The 19755-nt window shown below is 70.2% G+C and carries 21 protein-coding genes, 1 pseudogene and 1 riboswitch; of the genes and pseudogenes, 13 read left to right on the plus strand and 9 right to left on the minus strand.

Annotated elements, in window-relative coordinates; genetic code table 11:
• Positions 1-3 precede the first annotated feature (3 nt).
• Positions 4-897 carry an undecaprenyl-diphosphate phosphatase gene (locus MYMAC_RS31370; RefSeq protein ID WP_013937843.1) on the minus strand — a complete coding sequence of 298 codons (894 nt, stop codon included), beginning with the start codon at positions 895-897 and terminating at the stop codon, positions 4-6.
• A 114-nt stretch (positions 898-1011) separates the two neighbouring features.
• On the opposite strand from MYMAC_RS31370, the gene MYMAC_RS31375 reads away from it, so the two are divergent.
• Together MYMAC_RS31375 and ahcY are read left to right on the plus strand one after the other, a co-directional pair.
• Positions 1012-1494, plus strand: coding sequence for a YchJ family protein (locus tag MYMAC_RS31375; RefSeq protein WP_095960727.1), 483 nt, complete (start codon positions 1012-1014; stop codon positions 1492-1494).
• A gap of 86 nt (positions 1495-1580) precedes the next feature.
• A riboswitch (S-adenosyl-L-homocysteine riboswitch) is annotated at positions 1581-1654 on the plus strand.
• Positions 1655-1746: 92 nt separating this feature from the next.
• Positions 1747-3177: an adenosylhomocysteinase gene (gene ahcY, locus MYMAC_RS31380; protein WP_013937841.1), complete on the plus strand. Its 1431-nt coding sequence runs from the start codon at positions 1747-1749 to the stop codon at positions 3175-3177.
• Between the two features lie 202 nt (positions 3178-3379).
• Here ahcY and metK read toward each other — a convergent pair whose 3' ends face one another.
• Positions 3380-4573 carry a methionine adenosyltransferase gene (gene metK / locus MYMAC_RS31385; RefSeq protein ID WP_095960728.1) on the minus strand — a complete coding sequence of 398 codons (1194 nt, stop codon included), beginning with the start codon at positions 4571-4573 and terminating at the stop codon, positions 3380-3382.
• A gap of 238 nt (positions 4574-4811) precedes the next feature.
• Between metK and MYMAC_RS31390 the strand changes: the two genes are divergently transcribed.
• From MYMAC_RS31390 to rpsN, 11 genes are all read left to right on the plus strand, one after another.
• The gene (locus MYMAC_RS31390) at positions 4812-5387 is read left to right on the plus strand and encodes a Tgt2/MlaC family protein (RefSeq protein WP_013937839.1); all 576 of its coding nucleotides are present in this window, start codon (positions 4812-4814) and stop codon (positions 5385-5387) included.
• Between the two features lie 106 nt (positions 5388-5493).
• Positions 5494-7632: a site-specific recombinase gene (locus MYMAC_RS31395; RefSeq protein ID WP_043710242.1), complete on the plus strand. Its 2139-nt coding sequence runs from the start codon at positions 5494-5496 to the stop codon at positions 7630-7632.
• A 110-nt stretch (positions 7633-7742) separates the two neighbouring features.
• Positions 7743-10427: an efflux RND transporter permease subunit gene (locus tag MYMAC_RS31400; RefSeq protein ID WP_095960729.1), complete on the plus strand. Its 2685-nt coding sequence runs from the start codon at positions 7743-7745 to the stop codon at positions 10425-10427.
• Between the two features lie 70 nt (positions 10428-10497).
• On the plus strand, positions 10498-11094 hold the full coding sequence (locus tag MYMAC_RS31405; protein ID WP_013937836.1) for an MXAN_6521/LA_1396 family lipoprotein: 597 nt from the start codon (positions 10498-10500) through the stop codon (positions 11092-11094).
• Between the two features lie 11 nt (positions 11095-11105).
• Entirely contained in the window at positions 11106-11594 is a 489-nt protein-coding gene (locus MYMAC_RS31410; RefSeq protein WP_043710239.1) for an MgtC/SapB family protein, read from the plus strand.
• A gap of 162 nt (positions 11595-11756) precedes the next feature.
• Complete coding sequence (gene rpmG, locus MYMAC_RS31415; protein WP_095961754.1) at positions 11757-11885, plus strand: 50S ribosomal protein L33; 129 nt, start codon at positions 11757-11759, stop codon at positions 11883-11885.
• Positions 11885-13129 (plus strand): zinc metallochaperone GTPase ZigA, encoded by a 1245-nt coding sequence (gene zigA, locus MYMAC_RS31420; RefSeq protein WP_095960730.1) that lies wholly within the window; start codon positions 11885-11887, stop codon positions 13127-13129. Before rpmG ends, zigA begins: the two co-directional genes overlap by 1 nt.
• Positions 13129-13761 carry a DUF1826 domain-containing protein gene (locus tag MYMAC_RS31425; protein WP_095960731.1) on the plus strand — a complete coding sequence of 211 codons (633 nt, stop codon included), beginning with the start codon at positions 13129-13131 and terminating at the stop codon, positions 13759-13761. Before zigA ends, MYMAC_RS31425 begins: the two co-directional genes overlap by 1 nt.
• 12 nt (positions 13762-13773) lie before the next feature.
• Positions 13774-14010 carry a 50S ribosomal protein L28 gene (gene rpmB / locus MYMAC_RS31430; RefSeq protein WP_095960732.1) on the plus strand — a complete coding sequence of 79 codons (237 nt, stop codon included), beginning with the start codon at positions 13774-13776 and terminating at the stop codon, positions 14008-14010.
• Positions 14010-14204: a hypothetical protein gene (locus MYMAC_RS31435; protein WP_095960733.1), complete on the plus strand. Its 195-nt coding sequence runs from the start codon at positions 14010-14012 to the stop codon at positions 14202-14204. The genes rpmB and MYMAC_RS31435 overlap by 1 nt, the downstream gene beginning before the upstream one ends.
• 30 nt (positions 14205-14234) lie before the next feature.
• On the plus strand, positions 14235-14540 hold the full coding sequence (rpsN, locus tag MYMAC_RS31440) for a 30S ribosomal protein S14 (protein ID WP_095960734.1): 306 nt from the start codon (positions 14235-14237) through the stop codon (positions 14538-14540).
• 17 nt (positions 14541-14557) lie between these two features.
• Here rpsN and MYMAC_RS31445 read toward each other — a convergent pair whose 3' ends face one another.
• From MYMAC_RS31445 to MYMAC_RS31475, 7 genes and pseudogenes are all read right to left on the minus strand, one after another.
• The gene (locus MYMAC_RS31445; protein ID WP_204817062.1) at positions 14558-15001 is read right to left on the minus strand and encodes a hypothetical protein; all 444 of its coding nucleotides are present in this window, start codon (positions 14999-15001) and stop codon (positions 14558-14560) included.
• 133 nt (positions 15002-15134) lie between these two features.
• Positions 15135-16967, minus strand: a complete 1833-nt coding sequence (gene ptsP, locus MYMAC_RS31450) for a phosphoenolpyruvate--protein phosphotransferase (RefSeq protein WP_043710238.1) — start codon at positions 16965-16967, stop codon at positions 15135-15137.
• A gap of 46 nt (positions 16968-17013) precedes the next feature.
• On the minus strand, positions 17014-17292 hold the full coding sequence (locus tag MYMAC_RS31455) for an HPr family phosphocarrier protein (protein WP_002633201.1): 279 nt from the start codon (positions 17290-17292) through the stop codon (positions 17014-17016).
• Between the two features lie 17 nt (positions 17293-17309).
• Positions 17310-18076, minus strand: a pseudogene (locus tag MYMAC_RS38575) (PTS system mannose/fructose/sorbose family transporter subunit IID).
• Positions 18073-18789, minus strand: a complete 717-nt coding sequence (locus tag MYMAC_RS31465; protein ID WP_095960736.1) for a PTS sugar transporter subunit IIC — start codon at positions 18787-18789, stop codon at positions 18073-18075. The pseudogene MYMAC_RS38575 and the gene MYMAC_RS31465 overlap by 4 nt, the downstream one beginning before the upstream one ends.
• 4 nt (positions 18790-18793) lie before the next feature.
• Positions 18794-19279 (minus strand): PTS sugar transporter subunit IIB, encoded by a 486-nt coding sequence (locus tag MYMAC_RS31470; RefSeq protein ID WP_013937825.1) that lies wholly within the window; start codon positions 19277-19279, stop codon positions 18794-18796.
• A 33-nt stretch (positions 19280-19312) separates the two neighbouring features.
• Positions 19313-19732, minus strand: coding sequence for a PTS sugar transporter subunit IIA (locus tag MYMAC_RS31475; protein ID WP_013937824.1), 420 nt, complete (start codon positions 19730-19732; stop codon positions 19313-19315).
• Positions 19733-19755: the final 23 nt, after the last annotated feature.

Raw genomic sequence — 19755 nt, forward strand, 5'->3', positions numbered from 1 at the left:
ACGCTAGTCGGTAATCTGCTTCTCCACCGGCGGCGTCCCCGGCTCGCCCGGGACGTCCACGTTCTCCGTCCCCGACAGCGGGCTGAGCTTCCCCGTCTGGAGCAGCGCCAGCAGCAGCAGGCCCAGCGCTACGCGGTACACCACGAACACCATCGTCGTCCGCGTGCGCAGGAACTTCAGCAGCCACGCGATGGCCACCATGCCCGACGCGAAGGCCACCAGCGTCCCCACCCAGAGCGCCATGGCGGAAGGCCGCGTCTGGGCCTCCAGCAGGTGCTTGAGCTCGAAGACGCCCGCCAGCGTGGTGGCCGGAATGGACAAGAGGAACGAGTAGCGCGCCGCGTCCTCGCGCTTGAGCCCCAGCGACAGGCCGCCCGTCAGCGTGGTGCCGGAGCGGGACGCCCCCGGAATCAGCGCCAGCGCCTGCCACATGCCGATGAGGATGCCGTCCTTCCACCGCATGTCCGACAGCGTCCGCTGGTGCGAGGCCCGCTTCTCCACCACGAGCAGGATGAGCGCCAGCACGATGAGACTGCCGGAGATGACGTAGAGCGAGCGGAACTCGTTCTCGATGAACTTCTTCAGCGTGAGCCCGGCGATGCCCACCGGCAGCGTGCCCACCAGGACGAACCACGCCAGCCGCGCCTCCAGCGTGCCGAAGGGCTCGCGCCGCGCCAGCCCCCGGAAGAAGGCCGCCACCAGCGACACGATGTCCTTGCGGAAGTAGATGAGCACGGCCGCCACCGTGCCCAACTGGATGACCGCCGAGTACGCCGCGCCCGGGTCCTTCCAGCCGAACAGCTCCGGCGCGATGCGCAGGTGCGCCGTGGAGCTGATGGGGAGGAACTCCGTGAGACCCTGGACCAGACCCAGGACGATGGCTTCGAGGAGGCTCATAGGGTGCGGCCACCGGATGTATGCCCGCTCTCCCCGCCCAGCAAGGGTGTTCCGCCGCCTCTGTGCGCATGAGCACCCAAGGCCCGCGCGGGCCGGGTAGGCTCGGACCGCACCATGCCCCCTGCCCCCCTCTGCCCCTGCTCCTCCGGCCTGCGCTACCGCGAGTGCTGCGCGCCCTTCCACCGCGGCGAGGCCGAGCCCCCCGACGCCGAGCGCCTCATGCGCAGCCGCTACAGCGCCTTCGCCCTGCGCGAGGTCGCCTGGCTGTGGAAGTCCCTGCACCCCGACCACCCGGACCGCGCGAAGCCCCAGGAAGCGGTGCTGCGCGAGCTGCGCGCGTTCGCCCAGGCCCACCAGTACCCGAAGCTGGTGGTGATGGACCGCGAGCCCCCGGATGAAACCGGGCTGGCGCAGGTGCTCTTCTTCGCCAAGGTGTTCGAGAAGGGAAAGGACCAATCCTTCGTGGAGCGCTCCGACTTCCGGCATGACGGCACCGGCTGGCGCTACCTGTCCGGCGTGGCGCTGGCGCCCAAGGCGCTCTCCGTCCCGCCGGAGTCCCTCACGCTCGCCACGTTCCCTCGCCAGGTGGGCGTCTGAAAGTGGATGAAGCAGGCTGCCCGCCCGCCCCCGGGGGCGGCAGTCTCCCGTTGAAATGAAGGGGCCCTTCTCGTAGGTTCCCCCGTGACTTCGAGGAGCGCTGCGAGGCCGGCCACGGCCCCAGGCTCGAAGCGGAATCACCCAACGGCGCTCACCTGTACGCGTCTCTTGCGAGGGTGAGCCGTCGGAAGCACCCCACACCGAACTTCCCGCGCCCGGGACGCCGCGCCCGCTGGACCAGGAGCCATTGCCATGACCGCCGCAACCAAGTCCCAGAAGCAGGATTACGCCATCGCCGACCTGTCGCTCGCCGACTGGGGCCGGAAGGAGATCCGCATCGCCGAGAGCGAGATGCCCGCCCTCATGGCCATCCGCGAGGAGTACGCCAAGACGCAGCCCCTCAAGGGCGCGCGCGTGACGGGCTCGTTGCACATGACCATCCAGACGGCCGTGCTGGTGGAGACGCTCCAGGCGCTCGGCGCCCAGGTCCGCTGGGCGTCGTGCAACATCTACTCCACGCAGGACCACGCCGCCGCCGCGCTGGTGCAGACGGGCACCCCGGTGTTCGCGCACAAGGGCGAGTCCCTCAAGGAGTACTGGGACTTCACCCACCGCATCTTCGACTTCGGCCCCGCGGGCAGCGAGCACGAAGGCCCGAACATGATTCTGGACGACGGCGGTGACGCCACGCTGCTCATGCACCTGGGCAAGCGCGCGGAGAAGGACGCCAGCGTCCTGGCCAACCCCCAGAGCGAGGAAGAGCGCGAGCTGTACGCCGCCATCAAGGCGAAGCTGGCCGAGGACGGCACCTGGTACACGCGCAAGAGCGCGAAGATTCTGGGCGTCACGGAAGAGACGACCACGGGCGTGCACCGCCTCCAGGAGATGTCCGCCAAGGGCACGCTCCTGTTCCGCGCCATCAACGTCAACGACAGCGTGACGAAGAGCAAGTTCGACAACCTGTACGGCTGCCGTGAGTCGCTGGTGGACGGCATCAAGCGCGCCACGGACGTGATGGTCGCCGGCAAGATTGCCGTCGTCGCGGGCTACGGCGACGTGGGCAAGGGCTCCGCGCAGGCGCTCCGCGCGCTGTCCGCCCAGGTGTGGGTGACGGAGATCGACCCCATCTGCGCGCTCCAGGCCGCCATGGAGGGCTACCGCGTCGTCACCATGGATTACGCCGCGGACAAGGCGGACATCTTCGTGACGGCCACCGGCAACAAGGGCGTCATCACCCACGACCACATGGCGAAGATGAAGGACCAGGCCATCGTCTGCAACATCGGCCACTTCGACAATGAAATCGAGGTCGCCTCCCTGGAGAAGTACCAGTGGGAGGAGATCAAGCCGCAGGTCGACCACGTCATCTTCCCGGACAACAAGCGCATCATCCTGCTGGCCAAGGGCCGGCTGGTGAACCTGGGCTGCGGCACCGGCCACCCCAGCTACGTGATGTCCAGCTCGTTCGCGAACCAGACCATCGCGCAGATCGAGCTGTACTCGAACAGCGCCAACTACGAGGTCGGCAAGGTGTACGTGCTGCCCAAGCACCTGGACGAGAAGGTCGCCCGCCTCCAGCTCAAGAAGCTCAACGCGCAGCTCACCGAGCTGAGCGAGGAGCAGGCCGCCTACATCGGCGTGAAGCCCTCCGGCCCGTACAAGCCGGACACCTACCGCTACTGAGCGCGCCGCCTCCGGGCTGAAGCACGACGGGCCGCCTCCCTCACTGGGAAGCGGCCCGTTTGCGTCGCGGGCCCTCACGCGCCCGCGGAGCGCCCAGGCGCCAAACACAACGGGCCGCCTCCCCATGAGGGAGACGGCCCGAGTGCTTTCGAGTCCCCGCGCTCCGCTCAGGAGGCGCGAGGCCCGATGCGAGGCGGTTGCCTCAGACGGCCTTCAGGCGACGGCCACCACCCGAGGGGGCCGCGCTCTTGGCGGCGTCCCGCAGCGCGTCCTTCTTCTCCTCCACGCGCTCCCAGGAGAACTCCTTCTCCGTGCGGCCGAAATGGCCGTAGGCGGCGGTCTTCTGGTAGATGGGCCGCAGCAGGTCCAGGTACGCGGTGATTTCGCGCGGGCGCAGACCGAACGTCTTGCGGACGGCCAGGGCGATGCGCTCTTCCGGAACCGTCGCGGTGCCGAAGGTCTCCACCATCACGCTGACGGGCTCGGCCACGCCGATGGCGTAGGACACCTGCACCTCGCAGCGCCGGGCCAGGCCCGCGGCCACCACCGTCTTGGCGATGTGCCGGCCCATGTACGCGGCCGAGCGGTCCACCTTGGACGGGTCCTTGCCGCTGAACGCGCCGCCACCGTGACGGCCCATGCCGCCGTAGGTGTCCACGATGATCTTCCGGCCCGTCAGGCCGGAGTCACCCATGGGGCCACCCACCACGAAGCGGCCGGTGGGGTTGATGAAGAACTTCGTCTTGTTGTCGACGAGCTTCTTGGGCAGCGCCTTCGCGATGACGTCCTCGCGGATGGCCTCCTGGATCTTCTTGTTGGAGACCTCGTCGGAGTGCTGCGTGGACACCACCACCGCGTCGATGCGCGCGGGGCGGCCGTCACGGTACTCCACCGTCACCTGGCTCTTGCCGTCCGGGCGAATCCACGGGTGCTGCTTGCGGCGCGCGTCCGCCAGGCGGCGGGTGATGGCGTGGGCGTAGTGGATGGGGGCCGGCATCAGCTCCGGCGTCTCGTCGCAGGCGAACCCGAACATCATGCCCTGGTCGCCAGCGCCCTGGTCCTTCTTGTTGTCGACACCCCGGGCGATGTCCTGGCTCTGGCCTTCGATGGCCACCATGACGCCGCAGGTGTTGCCGTCGTAGCCCATGGCGCTGTCGGTGTACCCGATGCGGCAGATGGTGCCGCGGACGATCTTCGGGATGTCCACGTAACAGTTCGTCGTCACCTCACCCGCGACGATGGCGAGGCCCGTCTTGACGAGCGTCTCCACGGCGACGCGCGCCTGAGGGTCCTTGGCGATGATGGCATCCAGCACACCGTCGGAGATCTGATCGGCGATCTTGTCCGGGTGGCCTTCAGTGACGGATTCGGACGTGAACAGGAAGTCGGTAGGCATGTCGTCTCAAGGGCTGCGCTGACAGTGCGCAGAGGGCGGACACTAAACGTGGCCTCCTGGGAGAGTCAAACACGCAAGAGGGCCGCATCATTCATCTTTTCGGAATCCGCCAGCACCCGGCAACCAGGCACCATCACCCGCCCGCCCGCCGTTCGCCCCGGCGTGAATTTCGCGAGGCGCCGGGCGTTCCCTTGGGCTAACAGACGTCCGCGCATCCGCTCTGGAGGAACAGCCCGACATGAACGCCCGCTTCCGTACCCTCGCCTTCCTGGCCACCGTCGCCTTCGCCATGCCCGCGCTCGCCGCGAAGGAGGACCCCGTCGCCAAGCCGGTGAAGACCGTGGTGCAGGCCGTGCGCTACGAGCGCGACGCCCTGGCCCTCAAGCACTTCGGCAGCCAGGAGCAGGGCAAGTTCCTGCTCGGCGACAACTGGGGCGAGGGCACCGAGGCGCAGCGCAAGGAGTTCGTCACGCTGTTCCAGGACCTCTTCGCGAACATCGCCTTCCCCCGCGTGCGGGAGAACTTCAAGAACCTGGACACCATCACCTATGAGCCCTCGCAGGTGAAGGGCGCCGAGGCCACCGTGGCCTCCACCGTCTTCATCAAGCACCCGCTGAAGACGCAGGAGATGAAGCTCAAGTACCGGCTGGTGAAGGAGGCCGCCGCCTGGAAGGTCGTGGACGTGACGGTGCTGGGCTCGTCCATGCTCACGGACATCCGGGACACGCAGGTGAAGCCCCTCATGGAGAAGGGCGGCTGGGATTTGCTGCTGGAGCGCATGCGCACCGAGCTGGCGAAGGTGAAGAAGAAGTAGCCCGCCCCTGCCCGGCGGCCGGGCCACCAGGCTCCCCGGCCGCCAGCGCGGTTTCCGCGGCGGCAGCGCATCACGTAGAGTCGCCCTTCCCCCTCGCGCCTGGCCGATGACCGCCCCCGCCCCCGTCCCCGCCCCTCCCCCCAGGCCGCAGCCCTCCGCCCGCGAGGTGGACGCGTTCTGCATGCAGTACGCGCCCCGCGCGCCCGGCCACGCCGCGGTGAGGGACCTGTACCGGCTGCTGTACGACCTCCCCGAGGACGGCCTGGAGCCGCGCCTCCAGTGGGTGGAGCGCTGGATGCTCTGGCTGCGCGAGCGGCTCCCGGCCCACGGGCTGGTGGACGCGGCCGAGCCAGAGGTCTCCGCCGCCGACAGCCGGCTGGCCCTGCTGGTGCGCGTGCTCGAAGGCGAGCCCGCGATGCGCGCCGCCCTCACGCGGCTGGTGGCCGCCGTGTTCGCGGGCAGCCGGGGCCTGAAGCTCTTCGCCCAGGTGGGCCTGCCCGCCGGACAGGGCTTCTTCGCGGAGGCGTCGGACCGGCTCGCCCGCTCGCTGCTGCCCGCGCCCCCCGAGCCCGGCAACCTGGCCGAGCTGCTGCTGCGCCTGTGCCCCGACCCGGACGACGCGGACTGGCTCGCCCGGCTGTCCCCCGTGAAGCTCGCGCGGATTGCCGCGCTGGTGGGCGAGCCCGCATCGTCGGAGCCGCCTCCCGCCGCCCGGCTGCGCGCGGACCTGATGGACGCGCTGCTGCTGCTGGCGGTGCAGGTGGCGTCCCTGGGCATGGCGCAGGACGTGCGCGACCGCAGCCCGGAGACGTCCTTCCGCGCCTCGCCCTTCCTGCGGATGCGGCTGGTCTGCGACTCGGTGCTGGCGCGCGACGCGGCGGCGGACACGCTGCGGGACCTGTCGCAGTGCGTGGCCGACTGCCGCCAGGTGGTGGCCAGCGTGTCACGCCACCTGGAGGACGCGGGCGTCAGCGTGGACCTGGTGTACCGGCTGGAGCGCATCCGCCGGGGCCTGGAGCGCATGGAGGCCATTGCCCGCGTGCTGGGCGCTCCCCGGGGCGAGCCTCGCTGGCGCGAGGCCATGGCGCTGGTGTCGGACCTGCTGCGGCGCGCGCACGCGGACCGCTCCGTGGTGGAGCTGGTGAAGCGCAACATGCGGATGCTGGCGCGCAAGGTCATCGAGCGCGCGGGCCACTCCGGCGAGCACTACATCACCAGCACCCGCGAGGGCTTCCACGCCATGGTGCACTCCGCGGCGGGCGGCGGCCTGGTGACCGCGGTGGCGGTGGCCAACAAGGCGTTCCTGTCGGGCCTGCTGCTGGCGCCCTTCTTCTCCTTCCTGGCGGTGGGCCTCAACTACGCCCTGGCCTTCCTGCTCATCCAGCTCCTGGGCTTCACCCTGGCCACCAAGCAGCCGTCCGTGACGGCGGCCACGCTGGCGGGCGCGGTGGGCGAGGGCGCCCGGGGCGAGCGGCTGGCCAGCCTGGTGGAGCTCATCCCGCGCATCACCCGCTCCCAGCTCGCGGCCTTCGCGGGCAACCTGGGCGTGGTGGCCCCGGCGGCCGTCCTGTTCGCGCTGGGGTACCAGCTCGCCACCGGCCACGCCTTCCTGAGCCCGGCCAAGGCCCAGGCCACGGTGGCCTCGCTGCACCCGTGGAAGAGCGGCACGCTCCTCTTCGCCGCCATGACGGGCGTCATGCTGTGGATGAGCAGCGTGGCGGGCGGGTGGCTGGAGAACTTCGTGGTGTACCGGCGGCTGCCGGAGGCGCTGGCCCACCACCGCGTGCTGCGGCGGCTGCTGGGGGACGCCCGGGCCCGGACGCTGGCGGAGCACTTCCAGCACGCGGCGTCCGGCCTGGGGGCCAACATCACGCTGGGCTTCCTGCTGGCCCTGTTGCCCGTGGTGGGCCGCTTCTTCGGGCTGGCGCTGGATGTGCGCCACGTCACCTTCGTGCTCGGCTCGCTCTCCCTGGCGGGCACGGCGCTGGGCCCCGGGGCGGTGCTGCAGCCGGAGTTCCTGGCCGCCCTGGCGGGCATGGCCCTCACCGGCATCATCAACTTCGCGGTGTCCTTCTCCCTGGCGCTGGGGGTGGCCGTCCGCGCCCGCGACGTCCCGTCCCGCGAGGCCCTGCCCTTCCTGCGCGCCGTGCTCACGCACCTGGTGAAGGACCCGCGCTCGTTCGTTCTACCTCCCAAGGAACCGGAAAACGACGTGCTGCGGGTGTCCGCGCCGCCCGCGCCCTGAGCCCTCTCACGGCGGGCCCGCCATGACGCGGACGCCCGTGGCAGGGCAGCGGCCTGGCGGCCGGGCTTTGCCTTTCGGGCCAGGGCGTTTGCCGGTAGGGTCGCCGCCGCATGAGCGGCGATAGAAATCCGAACTCCCACTCCCGTTTCGCCCAAGCCTTCGCCGGACTGCTGGTCCGCAGGCCCGGGGCCGTCCTCCTGGTGATGCTCGCCCTGCTGGCCGCGTCGCTCTGGGGCACGTCGAAGCTGCACATCAACTCGAACCAGCTCGACCTCATCTCCCAGGACCTGGAGGAGGTGAAGGACGTCAAGCAGGTCATCGACATGGTGGGCGGCAGCGGCTTCCTCATGGTCGCCCTGCGCTCGGAGGACGAGGCCGCGCTCAAGCGCACCGCCGACGACCTCGCGGCCATCATGCAGGCGGACACGGAGAACGTGCGCAACGTCTCCTACAAGCTGCCCGTCGAGTTCATCCAGCAGAACATGGTCCTCTTCGTGAAGACGGAGGACCTGGTCGAGGGCAAGCGCCGCATCATGGCGTTCCTGCGCGACAAGCTGAAGCGCAGCAACCCCTTCTTCATCGACCTGGGGGGCTCCAAGCCCGTCGAGCTGGACATGCAGGACCTGGTCGACAAGTACTCCTCCATTGGCAAGAAGAGCATCCGCGACGACTACAACATCTCCGACGACAAGAAGATGTTGCTGCTGCTCGTCAAGCCGATGTGGGACAACACCGAGATTGGCAAGACGAAGGCGTACCTGGAGCGGCTCAAGGGCCAGCTTGACGCGTACGCCGCGCAGCCGGGCAAGGTGAAGCTGGTGGAGGACTACGAGCGGATGGGCGACGGGAAGACCATCGCCTACGGCTTCACCGGCTCGTACAAGACGACGGTGGATGACTCCTACGCGATTGAAGAGTCGCTGGAGCCGGTGACGCTCATCGCGCTGGCCGCCATCTTCGTCATCACCGTCATCTTCTTCCGCAAGCTGGCGCCCACCTTCCTGGTGGTCACCGGCACGGTGGTGGGCACGATTTATACGCTCGGCTTCACCTACGCGACGGTGGGCGAGCTGAACATGATTACGTCCATCCTGGGCGGCATCCTGCTCGGCTTCGGCATCGACTACGGCATCCACTTCGTCTTCCGCACCCGGCTGGAGCTCGGCGCGGGCAAGCCGTACGACGTGGCCATCCGGGACGCGGTGATGAACGCGGGCCGCCCGGCCGCGGTGGCCGCGGTGGTGACGGCGGGCTCCTTCTTCGTGCTGATGGTCAGCGAGTTCCGCGGCTTCAGCCAGTTCGGCTTCCTGGCCGGCATGGGCACGCTCATCCTGGGCCTGACGCTGTTCTGCTGGAGCGCGTCCATCCTGGCGCTGGCCGGCCGCATCAACCCGGCGCTGCCGCAGAAGCTCATCGGGGTGATGAAGCCGCCGTCCACCAACTCCGCCGTCACCGGCAAGGAGCTGCGCATCCCCCGGCCGAAGCTGGTGCTGGGCGTCAGCACCACCATCGTCGCGCTCATCTGCGCCGCCGCGGTGCCCTGGGCCGGCTCGGAGGAGCCGCCCAAGGGCGTGGAGCTGGGCTTCTTCGAGCGCCTCAAGTACGGCGTCAGCTTCAACTACAACACCCGCGCGCTCATCCCCGACGGCATGTCGTCCGTGCTGCTCCAGGACGAAATCAACGAGCGCTTCAACATCTCCAGCGACCCGATGGCCATCTACACCAAGGACCTGGACGAGGCCGAGGGTGTGTACCGGGAGCTGACGCAGAACGCGCACAAGTACCCCTCCATTGACCAGGTGGTGAGCATCTTCACCTTCGTGCCTCCGGCGGAGACGGCCGCGGCCAACGCCAAGGTGCTGGAGGAGTGGAAGGCGGAGATGAAGCAGTTGGAGGAGGAGGGCTTCTCCGTCGCCGCGCTGCCGCCGGAGATGCAGGCCAACGCGGACTTCTTCAAGAAGGTGCTGGACGCCAGGCCCTTCGACGTCCACGGCGTCCCGGCCAACTACACCGCGCAGTTCCGCAACCTGCCCACCGCCAGGCCGGAGAACCACGGCTACCTCACGTACATCTACGCGAGCGTGGACCTGCTGGACGGCCAGAAGATGCTGAAGTTCTCCGACGAGACGAAGGTCATCAAGGCCACGTACTCGCCGGGCAAGTACGACCAGGACGCGTGGGACCCCAAGGCCCCCACGGTGGAGAAGGAGTTCCGCGCCGCGGGCGCCACGCAGCTCTACGCGCGGCTGGCGCGCATCGTGCTCTGGGACGGCAAGGTCACCGTGGTGCTCACCGCGCTGTGGATCCTGGCCATGCACTTCCTGGACTTCCGCAACGTGAAGCTGGCGCTGGCGTCCGTGATTCCGCTGGGCGTGGGCGTGGCGATGATGCTGGGCATCATGTCGCTGACCGGCCTGCGCCTGAACTTCATGAACATCATCATCCTGCCCATCCTCCTGGGCTTCGGGGTGAGTCACGGCCTCTACCTGCTGCACCGCTTCCTGGAGGGCACCTCGCCGCTGGTGGCGCTGCGCAGCGTGGGCGCGGCCGTCGCGTCCTCCACGCTCACCGCGGTGGTGGCCTTCGCGGCGCTGCTGGCCGCGGCCCACAACGGCCTGCGCTCCATGGGTCTGGTAGCGTGCATTGGCCTCATCACCACGCTGGTGGTGTCCTTCACGGTGCTGGCCGCGGTGATGCAGCTCATGTACGACCGGAAGCAGCGCGAGCCGGGCGCGTCCTCCGGTGAGGGCGGCGCGGCTGGCGGTGGCAACGACTCCGAGCCGAAGGCGGCCTGAGCGGCCCGCCCCGGCCCGTATCTGAAGGAGGCCCCCTTCGCGCGCGAAAGGGGGCCGGGAGAGGGACACCATGAGGAAGCAACTGTGGCCCGTGCTCGGGCTGGGCCTGCTGTCCGCCTGTTCCACGGTGAAGAACCAGCGGCTGCGCGGTGACTACGACACGGTGGACAAGCACCAGGTGAAGCGCCTGGTGGTGGTGGCGCAGCCGCTGCCCGACGGCAAGGTCTCCGTGGGCGAGCTGTGGAGCCTCATCGCCCGCCAGTGGGTGAACCAGAACCGCGACTTCCTGGTGAAGGAGAGCGTGGCGCTGCCCGACGTGCCCACGGACACCACCTTCAAGGCGCTGTGCGTGGAGGGGCTGGAGGGCGTGCTCTGGCTGTCCCCACAGATTCAGCTCCGGGGCAGCGGCGCGGAGGCCGCGGTGAGCGCGAAGCTGGTGCGCTGCCGCGACGGCGAGGAGGTCTGGGCCGCCGAGTCCGCCGGGAGCTGGGGCTCCAAGGACGAGGACTTCGAGCAGCGCGTGGACCAGTACGTCGAGGAGTTCGGCGAGGAGGTGCGGCCCTACGTGGTGCCGTCCAGCAAGCTGCTGACGGCCACGCTGGACACCCTGCCCAATCCCGAACTGACCGAAGCGGACAAGGACGAGAAAATCGAGCTGGGTGAGTAGGCTCCCCGCTCGTGGATGAGCAGACCGTCGCCATGAGATTGGCCCTGGCCGCCCTGCTCGGGGGCGTGCTGGGCCTGGAGCGTGAGGTGAGCGGCCAGGCGGCCGGGCTGCGCACCCACATCCTCGTCTCCCTGGGCGCGTGCTGCTTCACGGTGGCCAGCGTCTTCATCGAGGTGGCGCTGGGCCCCGACACCCCCGAGGGCACCCGGGGTGACATCGGCCGCATCGCCAGCCAGGTGGTGGTGGGCATCGGCTTCCTGGGCGCGGGCGTCATCCTGCGCCACAACGGCCAGGTGAAGGGCCTGACGACGGCGGCCAACCTCTGGCTCACCGCGTCCGTGGGCCTGGCCGCCGGGCTGGGCTTCTACTTCGCCGCCGTCACCACCATGGCCATTGCCCTGCTGTGCCTCGCGGGCCTGCGCCCCCTGGAGCGCGCCATCAAGCGCTACCGGACACGCCAGGGCGCGGCCCGCGAGGTGGATGAGGACGCCGGCGCCTAGGCACGCCCGCTCCCGGACGGACGGCTCGCGCTACGGCTTGCGCCGATAACGCAACTTAGTTACAACAACACCCCGGAAACCATTCACTGCCGTCCTGCGTGACTCCCGCGCGGCGCATCGCCGCCGCATGGCCTCGTCATGCCCGCGCGGCCGGAGCCCACCATGCCCAAGGGAAACCGCACCATCATCCACCTCGTGTCGTCCGCGGGGACCGGCCAGGAGAAGCTCCAGCTCAAGAAGTACGACCCTCGCGTGCGCAAGCACGTGCTGTTCGTGGAGGGCAAGCCGTGATGGCGCTGGCGCCCGCGACGCGGCTGCCCGTCACGGTGCTCTCCGGCTTCCTGGGAGCGGGCAAGACGACGCTGCTCAACCACGTCCTCCAGAACCGGGAGGGCCTGCGGGTGGCGGTCATCGTCAACGACATGAGCGAGGTGAACATCGACGGCCGGCTGGTGAAGGCGGGCGGCGGCGCGCTGAGCCGCGTGGACGAGAAGCTGGTGGAGCTGTCCAACGGCTGCATCTGCTGCACGCTGCGGGAGGACCTGCTGCTGGAGGTCTCCCGGCTCGCCCGGGAAGGCCGCTTCGACTACCTGCTCATCGAATCCACCGGCATCTCCGAGCCGCTGCCCGTCGCGGAGACCTTCACCTTCGCGGACGAGCAGGGCCAGGGCCTGTCGGACGTGGCGCGGCTGGACACGCTCGTCACGGTGGTGGACGCCCTCAACTTCCTGCGGGACTGGAGCGCCGCGGATGACCTCGCCGCGCGCGGGCTGGCCGCCGCGGACGAGGACGAGCGCACCGTGGTGGACCTGCTGGTGGAGCAGGTGGAGTTCGCCGACGTGCTGGTCCTGAACAAGGCGGACCTCGTCCCGGCGGACGCGCTGGCCCGGCTGAAGGACATCCTGCGCAAGCTCAACCCGGAGGCGCACCTCGTCACGGCGGAGCGGGGCCGCGTGCCCCTCTCCACCGTGCTCAACACCGGCCGCTTCGACTTCGAGCGGGCGCGGCGCTCACCGGGCTGGCTCAAGGAGCTGCGGGGTGAACACACGCCGGAGACGGAGGCCTACGGCATCCGCAGCTTCGTCTTCCGCAGCCGCGTGCCCTTCCACCCCGCGCGGCTGTGGGACTTCATCCACGAGAGCTGGCAGGGCGTGCTGCGCTCCAAGGGCTTCTTCTGGCTCGCCACGCGGAGGGACATCGCGGGCGTGTGGGCCCAGGCCGGCGGCGCGTGCAGCTTCGAGCCCGGCGGCGTGTGGTGGGACGCGCTGCCCCGCGCCGAGTGGCCGGACGACGCCCAGGCGCGCGCCGACATCGAGCGCGAGTGCGAGGGCCCGCACGGCGACCGGCGGCAGGAAATCGTCTTCATCACCCAGGACGCGGACCACGAGGAGCTGGCCCGGCTGCTGGAGGCCTGTCTGCTCACGCCCGAGGAGTTGGCGCGTGGGCCCCAACAATGGACGCGGCTGGAGGACCCGTTCCCTGAATGGCAGGTGCAGCGGACGGACGGCCCCGACGAGGCGGAGGAGCACGCCTGATGCAACCCGCCCTCCGTCCCCTCGCGCCGGCCTCCCACGCCTTCGTGTGGACGCCCGAGGAGCTCGCGGGCATCTACCGCGAGGAGGTCAACCTGTGCGTGTGGCGCCGGGGCCTGGACACGCCGCTGGCGCACTGGCTCAGCGACGTGACGGCCACGCGTGAGCTGGACGTCATCGCCCGGGTCCAGGCCGACGCGCCTGACTTGCGGCGCCGGCTGGACGGGTTGCCTCAAGGGCCGCGGTTCGAAGCCTGGCTCGAGGACGTGCACTTCCTGCTGCACCTGTACGCGGACCTGTTCGGCGCGACAGAGCTGGGCGTGCGCCTGCACATCCTGGCCAAGGACATGTGCCCCCGCTTCCACGTGGACCGCGTGGGCGTCCGGCTGCTCTGCACCTACGCGGGGCCCTCCACCGAGTGGCTGGAGAACGTCCACGTGGTGCGCGGCGCACTGGGCGCCACGGGCGACGTGACGCGGCCCGGCGCGCCCGTCCACGCGTTGGAGCGCTTCGACGTGGCGCTCCTCAAGGGCGAGTCCTGGCCCGGCAATCAGGGCAACGGCGCCGTGCACCGCTCCCCCGCCATCGCCGGCAGTGGCCGGCGGCGGCTCTTCCTTTCCATCGAAGCACTCTAGAGGAACGCATCCATGTCGAAGGTCTGCCAGGTCACCGGGAAGCGGCCGCTCGTCGGCAACACCGTGTCCCACGCCAACAACCGGCACAAGCGGCGCTCGCTGCCGAACCTCCAGTGGCACCGCTTCTGGGTGCCCAGCATGAGCCGCTTCGTGAAGCTGCGGGTCAGCGCACACGGCATCCGCATCATCAACCAGCGCGGCATCGACCGCGTGGTGCGGGAGCTGCTCGCGGAGGGAGTGAAGCTCTGATGCGCCGCCGCGATGGACGCCCCACCCACGCCCTCTGGCGCCGGGCCGCCGCGCGGCACCGGCTTCAGGGCCGCGAGTTCGCGCCGCCGCTGCTCGTCGGCGTGACGGAGGACGACGAGGCCGCGGCCCCGGCGCCGCCCTCCCACCTGAACGTCGTGCCCTCCCCTGAACCCCTGAGCGAGTCCGCGCCCTGAGGGGCGGCTCGCAGCGAGAAGGACAGCATCATGGCGAAGAAGAGCAAGGTCGCGCGCAACGAGCAGCGCAAGGCGCTGGTCGCGAAGTACGCGAAGCGCCGCGCGGCGCTGAAAGCGCGCATTCGCGACACCACCCTCTCCCATGAGGAGCGGCGCGCCGCGCAGGACGCGCTGGCGTCCCTGCCCCGGGACTCGAACCCCAACCGCGTGACGAACCGCTGCACGCTGACGGGGAGGCCTCGGGGCAACCTGAGGCGCTTCGGCCTGTCGCGCATCGCGTTCCGCGAGAAGGCGCTCCGGGGCGAGATTCCCGGCGTCGTCAAATCGAGCTGGTGAGCACGGCGGCGGCCACTTCAGTGGCGCGCGTGCCGCCTTGAATCCGAGGAGGGCGCCTCACGGCGAGGCGCCGCTTCGTCGTCCGCGCCCGCCCACTGGTGCGCCGGCCCCTCCGAGGACGGCCGCGCCGGGTGCGGCAGGGACTCCTCGTCCTCCTGCGCCCAGCCCAGGCCGCCCGTCAAATCATGCTGGAGCGGCAGGCCCGCGGTGGTGGCCATCCGCCGCGCGGGCGCCAGGGCCTCCGGCTTCAGGTCCGGCAGGTCCGACAGCTCCTCACGCAGGTAGACGTCCTCGCCGTCGACGTCCGTCACGTCCGAGAAGGACATCCGGCAGTCGCGCGTGAACAGCCGCCCCCTGCCGATGAAGAAGCCCGCCGCGTCCGAGGCGATGATGGTGCCTACCTTCTCACCGTCCCGGTCTCTCGCGGTCATGCCCATCTGGATGTTGGCGGGATTGAACATGCTTGCTCCTGGGGCGAGCCCATGTGCTCGTCCCAGGAAGTTGCACACGGCCGTTCGCGTCCGGAATCCCCTCCAGGTCCGGGAGGCGTGTGGGCAACCCACCGCCACGCGCCCCACCCTCGCGGGCAGGGGGTCAGGCCGTGTTCCGCCCCGAGGGCTCGTGGTCCGCGGGCTCCACGTTCCCTACACCCGGCGCGCCCGGCTCCATCGTCTCACTGAAGCGGCGGTCCATCTCCGTGCGCACGTAGCGCTCGATTTCCTCCGCGGTGGTCAGCTCCATGGCGTTCTGCAGCAAGTCCATGGCGTCCGCGCGGCTCACCCGGCGCAGGAAGCGCTTCACCACCGGAATCTGGCCCGACGTCATGGACAGCTCGTCGAAGCCCAGCGCCAGCAGCACCAGCGTGTAGAGCGGGTCCCCCGCCATCTCCCCACACATGGACACGGGGATGTTGGCGGCCCGGGCCGCGTCGACGATGCCGCGCAGTTGCCGGAGCACGGAGAGGTGGAGGGGCCGGTAGAGGTAGGCCACCTCGCGATTCTGGCGGTCGATGGCCAGCGAGTACTGGATGAGGTCGTTGGTCCCCACCGAGAAGAAGTCCGCCTCCTGGGCCAGCCGGTCGGCGATGGTGGCCGCGCTGGGCGTCTCCACCATGATGCCCACGGGGAAGCGCTTGCCCACGGGCACCCCGGCGCGGCCCAGCTCCGTGCGGCAGGACTCCAGCTCGGCGCGGGCCTCGCGCAGCTCGCTCACGCCGCAGATGAGGGGGAACATCAGCCGCAGGTTGCCGTGCACGCTGGCGCGCAGCAGGGCGCGGAGCTGGGTGCGGAACAGCTCCCGGTTGGACAGGCAGTAGCGGATGGCCCGCAGGCCCATGGCCGGGTTGGGTTCCTTCTCGTGCTTCGTCTTGCCGGGCACCTTGTCGCCGCCCAAATCCAACGTGCGGATGGTGACGGGGCGGCCGCCCATGGCCTCCAGCACCTGGCGGTAGGCGCGGTAGTGCTCCTCCTCGGTGGGCGCCGTCTTCCGGTCCAGGAACATGAACTCGGTGCGGTACAGGCCAATGCCCTCCGCGCCGTGCGCCAGCAGTGACGGGATTTCCTCCAGGAACTCGATGTTGCCGTTGAGGCGAATCTGGAAGCCGTCGGTGCTGATGGCCGGCAAGTCCTTGGTGGCCAGCGCCAGCCGCTCGCTCTCCTGGTGGCGGCGCTGCTCCTCGCGGAAGACGGCGATCTGCTCGTCCGAGGGGTTCACCAGCACCACGCCCCGGATGCCGTCCATGGCCACCAGGTCGCCCGGCGAAATCTGCTCGCTGGCCCGGCCGGCGCCCACCACCGCGGGCGTCTCCCGCGCGCGGGCGACGATGGCGGTGTGGCTCGTCTGGCCGCCCAGGTCCGTCACGAAGCCGGCCACCCGGCCGCTGCGCGCCATCAGCGCCGCGTCCGCGGGGGACAAGTCGTGCGCCACGACGATGGCCTCGGCGGGGACCTCCACCTCCTCGTCCACCACCTGCCCCATCAGGTTGCGGATGATGCGGTCGGCGACGTAGTCCACGTCCGAGCGGCGCTCGCGGAAGTACTCGTCCGGGATGTTGTCGAACAGGTGCTTGATTTTGCGCGCCACGCGCCGGACGGCCCACTCGGCGTTGATGCGGTCCTCGATGATGAGCCGGTTCACCTCGTCCACGAGCATGGGGTCGTGGAGCATCAGCCGGTGCGCCTCGAGGATGAGGGCGTGGTCGCTGCCCTCGGTGCGCGTAATCTGCTCCTTCAGCTCGGCGAGCTGACGGTCGGACAGGTCGATGGCGGTCTTCATCCGCATCCGCTCGGGCTCGACCTCCGCCTCCGCCAGCCGCAGCTTGGGGGTGCGGATGCGCTTGCGGTCCAGGATGAAGGCGTGCCCCACCGCCACGCCGGGCGAGGCGCCGATGCCCGATAACCTCAGAGTGGGGGTGGCCTGGCTGCTCACGGTTCCTTCCGCTCCTGTCCGTCTACCGCGTTGTCCGAACGACTCGTCACTGCGCCTCGCCGAAACGGTCTCCAATGAGCTTCGCCAGCTCCTGGAGGCAGGCGTCCGCGTCGTCGCCCTTGCAGGTGAGCTTCACCTGGGTGCCCTGGGCGGCCGCGAGCATCAGCACGCCCATGATGGATTTGGCATTGGCCCGCTGTCCCTGGGCTTCGATGGTGACCTCGCTCTTGAACCGGTTGGCCACCTTGACCATCTGCGCCGCGGCCCGGGCGTGCAGCCCCAGCGCGTTGATGATCTCGTACGTCCCTTCGACCACGCTTGCCATCGCGACTCCCACTCTCCTTAGAGGAATGCTCCCGCCACGCAGGCCAGGCCCGCCGCGACATAGAGCACCACGTAGTTCGGCACCCGACGGCTGACCAGCACGTAGGACGCCACCCCCAGGGCCAGACAACCGGCCGCCAGCACGGGCGCATACAGCCCGCCCGCGTTGGCCCCGAACGACACCGCCAGCCAGGCGGCCACGCCGCCCGCGCTCGCCGCCGCCACCGCCCGCAGCCGGGCCCCCGCGCGGGGAGGTTGGCGCGGGCCACCGCCTCCACCAGCAGGTCCCCCAGCGTCAGGCCCAGCCAGTACAGGCGCACCCGCAGCAGCAGGTGCACCAGGTTGTAGAGCACCAGGAACAGCGGCACCGCCCACACGCCCAACAGCGGCACCAGCGCGGCGCTCACCGCCCCCGTCGCGGGCTTGAGGGACAGCCAGAAGAAGCCGTCCCCCAGCGCCGCCAGCGGCCCCATGAGCGCGGCCTTGAAGGCCACCACCTTGTCCGGCGTCTCCTCGCCCCGGGCGATGCGCTGCTCGTGGTTGATGACGCCGCCGACAATCGCCGCGGCGACGTAGGGGTGCGTGTTGAAGAAGACCAGGTGCCGGCGCACCGCCTCCTCGCGCGCGGGCCCCGGGGGGTACAGCGCCGCCAGCGCGGGGTACACGGCGTAGGCCAGCCCCAGGTTCTGCATGCCCTTGGGGTTCCACGACGCCTGGAGGAAGAGCGAGCGGAGGAAGACGCGCAGCAGCACGCCGAAGGAGAGCGTGGCCGGGGGCGTGCTCATCGCGCCTCCAGGAGGAGGACGCTCACGACGGAGGCCGTCACCAGCGCCGCGCCCAGCCCCGCGTAGAGCGGCGCGCGGCGCGCGTGGCTGCCCTGCGCCGCGATGGCCGCCGCCACGGACGCCATGGCCGGCCAGGCCCACGCCAGCCCGCGCACCACCACCGGGGGCAGCGCCTGGAGCAGCGGCTCAATGAAGAAGCCCAGCAGCGCGCACAGCGCGGTGAGCGCCCCGTACACCCCGAAGTGGGGCCACATGCCCCACAGGTTCTGCCGCATCGCCCGGGTGAGGTTCCCCGCCTCCGCGGAGGCCAGCGCCACCCGGGCCAGCCGCGCCGTGTAGCCCTCCAGCAGCCGGTCACCCTTGCGGCCCACGCGCCCCAGGCCGATGAAGAGCAGCACGGCGAGCGCCCAGATGGCCGGCGTGGAGCCCGAGCCCGTGGCCGCGGACAGCGTGGCCGCCGCGGCGCTGGTGCCGGTGGCCGCCAGGGTGTCGTTCTCCGGCAGCGCGGCGCCCAGGTTGGCGGTGCCCAGGAAGAACAGCTCCAGGAGCATGCCAATGGCCAGCCCCGAGGCCACGTCATCCAGGATGGCGCCCATGACGGTGGCGGCGACCAGGGGCCGGGACAGCATGGCCTGGAGGAACGCCTTGCGCTCCAGTGCCACCAGTCCGCCCCACAGCCCCGCCAGCGCCACCTGGGTCCAGACGACGCTCACGCGCTCACCCGGCCTTCGCCCACCGCTCGCGGAGGTCCGGCAGGTCCACGGGCTTCTCGGCGGGCACCGCCCGGGCGGCCACCCGGACGCCCTGGTCGGCGAGCTGCTGGAGCGTCGTCAGCTCCGCCTCCGCCAGGAACACGGACGGGGAGACCTGCCTGCGGCCGGTGCCGAAATGCACGTTGCCCAGGTTCAGCTCATCCAGGGCCAGCCCGTGCGCATGCGCGAAGGGCACCGAGGCCACGTCCCGCAGCAGCACCAGGGTGCGCACGCCGTCCTTGGACAGGGCGGCGAAGTCCACCTGGGACAAGGGCAGAATCTGCACCTCGATGGCGCTCTGGACGGCCAGCGCCATGGCGGCGCGGATGAGGGGGCTGGAGGCCGCCTCGTCATCCGCCACGACCACCCGGGCGACTTTGAGGAACGGGAGCCAGGCCTCGACGACCTGACCATGGATGAGGCGGTTGTCGACGCGGACCAGGGTGATCACGGCAGTCTCGAATCGCCGACCCGCGCGGGTCCGTCAAGTTCGCGGCTGCTGGGCCTCGCGAAGCAGGGCGGATGCGCAGGTGATGTTGCGCTGGCCATGGGAAGCCAGCTGGTTGGCCATCTCCGGTAGCGACAACTGCTCCGACCGGAGCGAGTTCGCCTTCAGCAGCATGGGCAGGTTGACGCCCGCAAGGACCTCCACATTCATTCGCTGACACATCATCAGCGATTCCTTACAGGGCGTACCTCCGAAGAGGTCGGCCAGGATGATGACACCAGAGCCCTCATCCACGCGGGCGACCGCTTGCTTCATCTTCGCCCGGAGGTCCTCGACGGGAGTCCCAGGCTCGATGTTGCAAGTAGCCACCGCGGGAAGCTCTCCCACGATCTGCTCCGCGGTGGAGACCAGCTCCTCCGCCAGACGTCCGTGCGCTGCGACGACGAGGCCGACCATGTCCGCTCCTGACCAACCCCCCG

This window comes from Corallococcus macrosporus DSM 14697 (genome assembly GCF_002305895.1).
GTDB lineage: Bacteria > Myxococcota > Myxococcia > Myxococcales > Myxococcaceae > Myxococcus > Myxococcus macrosporus.